General features: G+C 68.0%; 7 protein-coding genes. All 7 read right to left on the bottom strand.

All coding sequences use genetic code 11. The features are described from left to right. On the bottom strand, positions 1–203 hold a 203-nt coding region (locus NTW26_03210), incomplete at its 3' end, for a hypothetical protein (protein MCX7021283.1). A 111-nt stretch (positions 204–314) separates the two neighbouring features. Further along, complete coding sequence (locus tag NTW26_03205) at positions 315–2,843, bottom strand: DUF2723 domain-containing protein (protein ID MCX7021282.1); 2,529 nt, start codon at positions 2,841–2,843, stop codon at positions 315–317. Further along, positions 2,840–3,730: an isoaspartyl peptidase/L-asparaginase gene (locus NTW26_03200; protein ID MCX7021281.1), complete on the bottom strand. Its 891-nt coding sequence runs from the start codon at positions 3,728–3,730 to the stop codon at positions 2,840–2,842. The genes NTW26_03205 and NTW26_03200 overlap by 4 nt, the downstream gene beginning before the upstream one ends. Positions 3,731–3,736: 6 nt before the next feature. Further along, a complete protein-coding gene (locus NTW26_03195) occupies positions 3,737–4,510 on the bottom strand; it encodes a hypothetical protein (GenBank protein ID MCX7021280.1) in 774 nt (257 codons plus the stop codon). Between the two features lie 92 nt (positions 4,511–4,602). After that, positions 4,603–6,162 carry a Wzz/FepE/Etk N-terminal domain-containing protein gene (locus NTW26_03190; GenBank protein ID MCX7021279.1) on the bottom strand — a complete coding sequence of 520 codons (1,560 nt, stop codon included), beginning with the start codon at positions 6,160–6,162 and terminating at the stop codon, positions 4,603–4,605. A gap of 83 nt (positions 6,163–6,245) precedes the next feature. Continuing rightward, complete coding sequence (locus NTW26_03185; protein MCX7021278.1) at positions 6,246–6,914, bottom strand: polysaccharide export protein; 669 nt, start codon at positions 6,912–6,914, stop codon at positions 6,246–6,248. 91 nt (positions 6,915–7,005) lie between these two features. Then, the coding region (locus NTW26_03180) for an NAD(P)/FAD-dependent oxidoreductase (protein MCX7021277.1) at positions 7,006–7,711 on the bottom strand (706 nt) is incomplete at its 5' end.

Genomic DNA, 7,711 nt, shown 5'->3' with positions numbered 1-7,711 from the left:
GTCTTCACTTCGTCGAACTGCACGGCCCAGTAGTTGCCGCCGGTGAACCAGATCCAACCGCTGGACATGATCCCGTCATCCCAGTAGAACTCATACTCTGTCGGGGGCTGAGGATGAGCGTTGATCGGGATGCCGGAGGTGACCACGCTGTTGGCGGCAAAGGCCACAACAGCAACAAGCAGCAATAGCACGAGCTTCTTCATAACTTTCCTCCGGATGTAGTTGGTTCGCAATATCGTTAGCCCTGCCGGTGCAACCGACAGAAAGCACAAAGCAAATCTAGCATCCCACCTGGGGAATGTCAAGAAATATTCTTATTTGTGGGATGTCTCATTAAAATGCGCCAGACGCGACTCGGCGAACGCCTTCTCGTCACTCGGGGTCCGGGGACCGGCCAGGCGGAGAAACTCCCGGTACAGAATCGCCGCGTCCTCCGCCCCCACCGGCGAGAGCTCGACGAGCCCGGCGAAGTGGAAGTAAACCTCCGGCTCGTCGGGCATGAGGGCCAGGCAGCGGTGGTACAGCCCTTCGGCCTCGGCGTAGCGGCCGGCCTCGTGGGTGCAGACGGCCTGGTTCAAAAGCGCCCCGGTCATGGAGGGATCGGCGCGGAACGCATCGGCGAAGCGGGCCGCCGCAAGGTCCAGCTCTCCCCTCGACTGGTGGAGGAGCCCCAGATCGTAACTGACCACCGCCGACCCCGGGGCGATTCGCTGCGCCTCGGCGAGCGGCGCCTCGGCCTCGTCGAGACGACCCTCGCCCAAAAGGACGGCGGCCAGCCCGGTCAGCGCATCGAGGTAGGCGGGATCGAGCTCCAGGGCCCGGCGGTAGACGGTTTCCGCCTCGTCCATCCGCTCCTGGCGCACGAGGTTCGCGGCTAGGTTGGAATGGAGCCCGGCCTCGTCGGGCATCCGCTCCACGAGCCATCGCCAGGCGCGCTCCGCCTCGCTCGGGTACCCTTTCGACTCGTAGTAGAGGGCCAGGTTCTCCCCGGCCGCCAGGGCCGACGGACCGGAGAGCTCCCGCGCCCTCGTCAGGAACTCCACGGCCCGCCCGTCGTCGCCCAGCTCGGCCGCCAGGGCGCCGGCGTTGGCCAGGAGCGCCGCGTCGTCGGCGGCGAGGGAGACCGCGGCCTCGTAGTGCCCGAGGGCCAGACGGCCCAGCCCCAGCGCGTCGAGGGTCTCGGCCAGCCTGGCCCGCGGCTGCCAGTAACTCCCGGCGGTGAGGTCGGCGAGAACCAGTTGACCCGCGGCGCACTCCGGGAAACCGGCGTGGAGCGCGTGAGACAGCCGGGAGAGCGGATACTGGAGGGCCAGGTCCCGCGAGGCGACGTCGGGGTAAACCCCCGGACGCCGCTCCAGATACTCGAGGGCGCTCACCGTCGAGCCTTCGACGACGGAGGGGTAACGGTACCCCAGGCCGGTCGGCAGCAGCCCCCTGTCCGGCAGCCCTTCGGGCACGAGGCCGACGACCGGGCGGTGCGCCCGGAGCGCGGGGGGAAGAAACGTGTCCCCGTACTCCGCCTGCGTCCGGCGGAGGAAGCGGAAGAGCGGCTCCACGTCGGGGCGGAGGTCGGCGGTTTCGCGCAGGGCCAGGGCGCCGAAGAGGTCGTCGGTGCGGGCGAGGAGCTGGGAATCGGGGGGCGCGGCGCGGAGGGCGTCCTCGGCGAACCGCTCCGCCAACCGGTCCCCGGCGCGTGAATGGCCCGCGTGGTAGGCGAAGAGAACCCCGGCCACGACCACGGGCAAGAGCGGCATGGACCGGCCCACCCAGCGGTCCTTGAACCGCCGCTGGGCCCGGGCGAGGCCGAGCCCGGCCAGAAGGGCCAGGGCCGCCGCCGGTCCCAGAAGGTAGGCGTCCACGTCCGGCTTGGCATACCCGGCGGTCAGAAGGAGTCCCACCGCGACCCAGGAGATGAGGGCCGCGGCCCAGCGCGGGCGCTCCACGAAACAGAAGACCAGCCCGAGGAGGATGGGGACCAGGATCAGCCAACCCCGTTCCATCACCAACAGCAGGGCTAGGCGGCCGAGGCGCGCCAGGTAGCCGGTCGCCGTGCCGCCGAAAAAGGCCGTCCCGTAATCGCCGCCCCGCAGGTGCTCCAGGAGCGCCCCCAGCGTCCGCGGGTCGCCCCAGTTCACCGCGGAGGTGGACGCCGCCCGGAGCGGCAGGTAGAGATAGGCCGAGAGCCCGAGGAGGAAGGCGGCGGCCGCCAGGGCCCCCGAACGTGGCTCCAGGTCCCGCCACGGCACGAGGACCAACAGGGCGGGCAGGAGGAACAGAGCCGACAGGTGATGGGCCAGCGACAGGCCGTAGGCCAGGGCCAGGAGCGGGAAGAAGCGGGAGTCCGGCTTCGAATCCCCCTTCGCCGTTCCGGCGGACCCCGCCGCGCCGCGCAGCTCGAGGGCCAGGTTCAGGCAGACGAGCTGGAGGGCGAGCGAGAGGGTGTACACCTCGGCGGAGAGCGCCTCGAACCAGGCCTGCTGACCGAAAATCACCAGCACGCCGACGAACACCGCGGCGACCGCGGACCCGGTCAGGCGGAGGCTCAGGCGCACCGCCAGCCCCGCGGCCAGCGCCATGGCCACCGCCGAGAAAAGGTTGAGCCCCCACGCCCCGCCCAGGGCGAGGAAGAGGAGGCCCGTCTGGAGATACAGGGGGTAGCCGGTGGGGTGGGCTACGCCGAGGCTCGCCACGGCGGTCTGCAACTCTCCGGCGTCGCCGGCGACCAGCCCGGGGGCCAGGGTGAAGAGGTAGAGAACCAGCGCGACCGACGCCGCGAGCCAGGGGAGCAGCCGTTCGATGCCGCGAGCGCCTTGTCTCGGGACCGCGTCGGTCGTCAAGGTCATTCCGCCGTCCGCTCGCCCCGGGGTCCGATCGAGGCCCAGGCCATGCGGGGGGTGTTGAAGAGGGCCGCAATCCCGCCGTCCGGGGCGAGGACGATCAGGCCGCCTCGACCCTGCTCGAAACGGCTCAGCCTGTCAAGGGCGGAGCGGGCGGCCTCCTCGGGCGCGAGCCCCCGGCCGAGGTCGTCCACCGCCCCCTTGGCCAGGACCAGGCGCATGATCTGCTCCCCCCAACCGGTGCAGCAGCAGGCGCCGTACCGGTTGTCGGCGTAAAGACCGCAGCCGGGCAGGGCCGAATCACCGATTCTCCCCGGGTGCTTGAAGGAGACGCCGCCCGTCGAGTTACCCACCGCCAGGTCGCCCCTCGAGTCCAGGAGGACCGCACCCGCCGTGTCCCTCGGTCGCTCGAACTTCTCGGCGAGGTCGAACCCCTCGGACCGGTAACGATTCCAGTTGATCCGCTCGCGTTCGAGGATGAGCGCCTCCGGGTCGCACTCCGTGAAGCCCTGCTCCCGGGCGAAGAGCTCGGCCCCCTCGCCGGCCAGAAGGCAGTGCTTCCCGTTCTCGAGCACGGCCCGGGCTATGCGGATGGGGTTGGCGAACCGGCGGACGCCCACCACCCCGCCGAAGCGGAGAGAGGACCCGTCCATGATTCCCGAATCCAGCTCGGGGTAGCCGTCCCGTCCCAGCACCGACCCTACCCCTGCGTCGAAGGTCGGATCGTCCTCCAGCGCGCACACCGCCGCCACCACGGCGTCCAGGGCGCGGGCGCCGCGGGAGAGCTCGGCGTACCCGATCCGGGCGGCCCGCAGGCAGCCCTCGCGATGGGCCGGCCACTGCTCCGGGGGGATGTTCCAGGCGCCGCCGTGAACGACTATGACCGGTTCCACGTCGGTTTATCCTCGTTCGTCTTCGGGCATAAACCCGAGGTTTCGGGCCATGGTCCGGGCCACCGAGACCTGCTCCTCGGTGAAAAGGACGACGGAGCAGGACTCGCAGCTCTTCAGACCGCCGGCCCGTATCTCGCTCTGCGCCTGGGTAGGCACCTCCATGCGGCAGGAGGCGCAGATGGCGCCGTCCACCAGGGCGCAGACGTGCGGCTGGGCGGAAAGTTTGTCGAAGATGCGCCGACCGACGGTGTTCAAACGCTCGACCAGGGCCTTCCGCTCCCCATCGAGCCTGGCCCGACGTTTCCTGAGGTCTTCCCCATCGGCGGCGACGGCCGCCAGGGCGCTTTGCACCTCGGACACCGCGCGCTCCCTCTCGGCGCGGGCCTCCCGCACCCGGGGGAACAGCTCCTCGATACCCTCCATCAGTTCCAGAACGCGGTCCTCCGCCTCTCGCTGCCGCCCTTCCTCCATCGCGATCTCCTCCAGGAGGGTCTTGTACTCCCGGTTGTCTTTGGCCGTGAGGAGCTGCTGCTGATGGCGCGTCCGTCTCTCCTTGACGCCGTCCGCCTCCATCTCCAGGCGCTTCTGCTCGAGCTGTTTCGCCTTGAGCTCACCCTCGAGGACGCCCAGGCGGCTTTCCGTCTCCTCGAGCCGCCGCCGGAGCGACGACTCCTCCTCCGGCAGCTCCCGGAGGCGCCGGTTTGTCCGCAAAAGTTGCCTCTGGTAGAGTTCGAGCGCCCAAAGCTGGGCCCGGGTCAGGTCATCTTCCGCCTTGTCCATCGGTTATCCCCAGTCTATCTAAAAAAGGGCAGAGGTCTCCAAGTGGGCGGGGTGGGTGTTAAAAAGGCCGCCCCGCGGGCGACCCTCACGCACTACGCATCCTCACCGCGACCCCGGCGTCCCCTCTTCCTGCGCCGGGGCGTCCGTTCGGCCGCCTCCGCCTTCAGACGGTCCATGAACGCGGTGCGCTGCAGGTAGTTGCGGCCGAGGACGATCCCGATGCCGATCAAGCCGCCGATCAAGCCGCCGATGAGTGTGTAGATGACCTTCCGCGGCCGCACCGGCCTCGAGTCGTAACTCGCCGCGGAGACGATACGCGGGACGTCGCGGTTAGCCAGGGTACGCTGCTCCTCGAGACGGGCCTGCTCGTACTGGGCCACGAGGTACTTGTAGAGCTCGCCGTACCCCGCGATCTCCAGCTTGAGCTGGGCGTACTCGACGAACTTCGGGGGCTGGTCGCGTAGAAAGCCCTTGATGTCGTCAATCTCCCGCTGGAGGGACAGCTCCGTGGTGCGCAGTTCCTCGAGCTGCTTGTTCATGTTGCGCAGCCTCTTGTCCCGCAGCTCCACCTCCGCCGTGCGCAGGGACGTCTCGAGCTGGGAGGTGGCGACGTCGTAAGTCGCCGTGGTTCCGGGGACGCCCAGGGCCGCCGCGGCCGCGGATTCCGCCGAGATGGTGGTGCCCGACGTCTGGGCGCTTTCCAGCAGCCTCTCGGCCACCTGGCGCTGGACCTTGACCAGGAGGCGCTGCTGCTCGAGGGCCGATATCTGTCCGATGAGGGTGCTCACCTCGACCTCGGGTGCATAGACCATCTGTTCCACGCTGTAGGCGGCCAGGCTGCGGGAGTCGCTCTCGAGTTTGGCCCGGACCTCGTTGACCTGGTTCTCCAAAAAGGAGCGGAGCTGGCCCGTGGTGCCCGAGTAGTAGGTTTCGGTGCGCTCGATATACTTGTTGACGATGGCGGTGACGACGTTCTGCGACATCACCGGCGTGTAGCTCTCGGCGGTCACGACGATCGTGTCGCCGGTGGAGGGCGTGACGTCAATCATATCGCTCAGATTGACGGCGGCCTCCTCCGGCGTGTTTATCGCCACGGTGAAGGTCTCGCCCTTCTCGGGGGAGTGGCAGGCCATGACGAAGGAGAGCCCCTCGGCCTCGAAGCGGTCGAAATTCGCGCCGGAGCCGATGTAGCGCCCCTTTCCGGTGTAGATGATGTAGTCCCCCTCATCGGAGGTGAACTCAAAGGTGTAGTCGTTTCCGCCGGCCGTCTCGTTGGCCTTGAAATCGGAGAGGTAGGGGGTTTTATCGTCGTTTGTGGGAACCTCGGAGTAATCGGGCAGAAGGCCGTACTCGACGACCACCTCCTCCAGCACCGACCGCGAGGCCAACAGCTCGGCCTCGAGGTCCACGGGCGTGGGCACCAGCCCGCCGATGCTCATCCCGCCGAAAGCGGACAGAAGCGAGGTCATCGTCTGCGTCTTCTCGGGGAGGAGGATCGTCATCTCCGAGGAGTAGATGGGCGTGAAGAAGAAGCACAGAACCAGCGTGACGATCCCGGTAAAAAGACCGCAGAAAATGATTATCCACTTCCTCGCCCATACCAGGGCCAGGAAACGGATGAGAAAATTGTCGCCCTTGGGCTCTTCCCCCATGGGTCTGGCTACTCCGTTGTGGAGATCCGGGCTCGGGCAAGGGGCTTAAGCCCCTTGTCTACTGGCTGCCGCCAACCGCCCCGTCATTCGTAGACGGTCGAGTAATCTATCATCACCTCAAGGCCCCGTTCGACCAGCGACAGCGACGGGAAGATGCGCGAGAGTATCTCGTTCCACTCGTAGAGGGCGGTCTTCGGCACGTAGATGATGTCCCCGGTCTGGACGGCGATGTTCTGGCTGAAATCGCCCTCGTGGATGACGGCGGTGAGGTCCACGTTGATGATTTCGGGGTTCGAGAGCCCGCCGCGGATGACCTTGACGGCGTCGAGCCGCGCGTCGTAGAGCTCCCCGCCGCAGCGGGCGATGCAGTCGAGAACCGTGTCCCGGATGTCGACGGGGAGCCTGCCCTGCCCGACGACGTAGCCCAGCACGTAGACGTAACGCGGCACGACGAACCTGAGATTCACGGTCACGTCGGGGTTGACCAGATAGGAGGAGAGGAGATCGTTGAAGAGTTGCCGGACCTCGTCCAGGCTCTTCCCCTCTACGGAGATGTTGCCGAGGAAGTGGACCTGGATGTTGCCGTCGGGGTCCACCTGGTAGACGCGAGAGAAGGGCGGTGTCGGGTTGAGCTCCGAGGCCACCTCGCCGTACACGGACACCTCGAACCGGTCGCCGGGGGCGAGGATGAACTGATCGCCGGCCGCGACGGTGCACGGCAGTACGAAAAGGAGCGCAATTCGTCGGAACATCTCCACCTCGAGCCCGGCGTTTTCGGTGACCACAATCGGGTAGCTATTTTACAGACAACGCCGAAAGTTGTAAACCCGGTCGCCCGTAAATTCACAAGAGAAAACGTAGCTTGGCCAGCAGGCGGGGCGAGCGGGTCACCACGCCCGCGAGCAGAGCCACCATCGAGGTCCGCTTCCCCTCGCGCCATCGCTCCAGCTGGTCGTTCATGATACGCAGGATCTCGTTGAAATCCTGGTCTTCCAGTCGGAGGTACAGCCGGCGGAGCCTGGCGTAGCGCCGCAGGCTGCGGCCCACCGTGGACGCCCAGCGCCGCGGGTACTCCTCCAGCCGTCCGGCCGAGACATCGCCCGCGGCCAGGGCGTCGGCCAGGACCTCGGCCGCCAGCTCGGCCCCCTGGAGGGCGTTGGCGATACCGCCACCGGAAAGCGGCTCGGTGTGGCCCGCCGCGTCCCCCACGACCAGAAAACCGTCGGCGACGAGCCTTTTCGGCTTCGACGGCGCGGGGATGGAGCCGGCCGCGAATTCGACCACCCCGGCCTCCGGCATCCTCCGCGCGAGAAACCGCTCCAGGTGCAGCCTCGCGCCCTCGACGCCCCCGCGCGACGGGTCAACGGCGACTCCGACGTTGGCCCGCCCGCCGCCCAGGGGGAAGCACCAGGCGTACCCCCCCGGCGCGACGGCCTCGCCGAGGTGGAACTCCACCAGCGGCTTGGGTTCCGGTTGCAGACCGACCACCCGGGCCTGGGCGCAGCTGTGCAATTCCGCGAGCGGCCAGGGCCCGCCGATCCCCGCCCAG

The sequence above is a fragment of the bacterium genome (assembly GCA_026398675.1).
Taxonomy (GTDB): Bacteria; RBG-13-66-14; RBG-13-66-14; order RBG-13-66-14; family RBG-13-66-14; genus RBG-13-66-14.
Note: the sequence above shows the minus strand (reverse complement) of the source record. Positions and strands in the feature narration are given on the sequence as shown.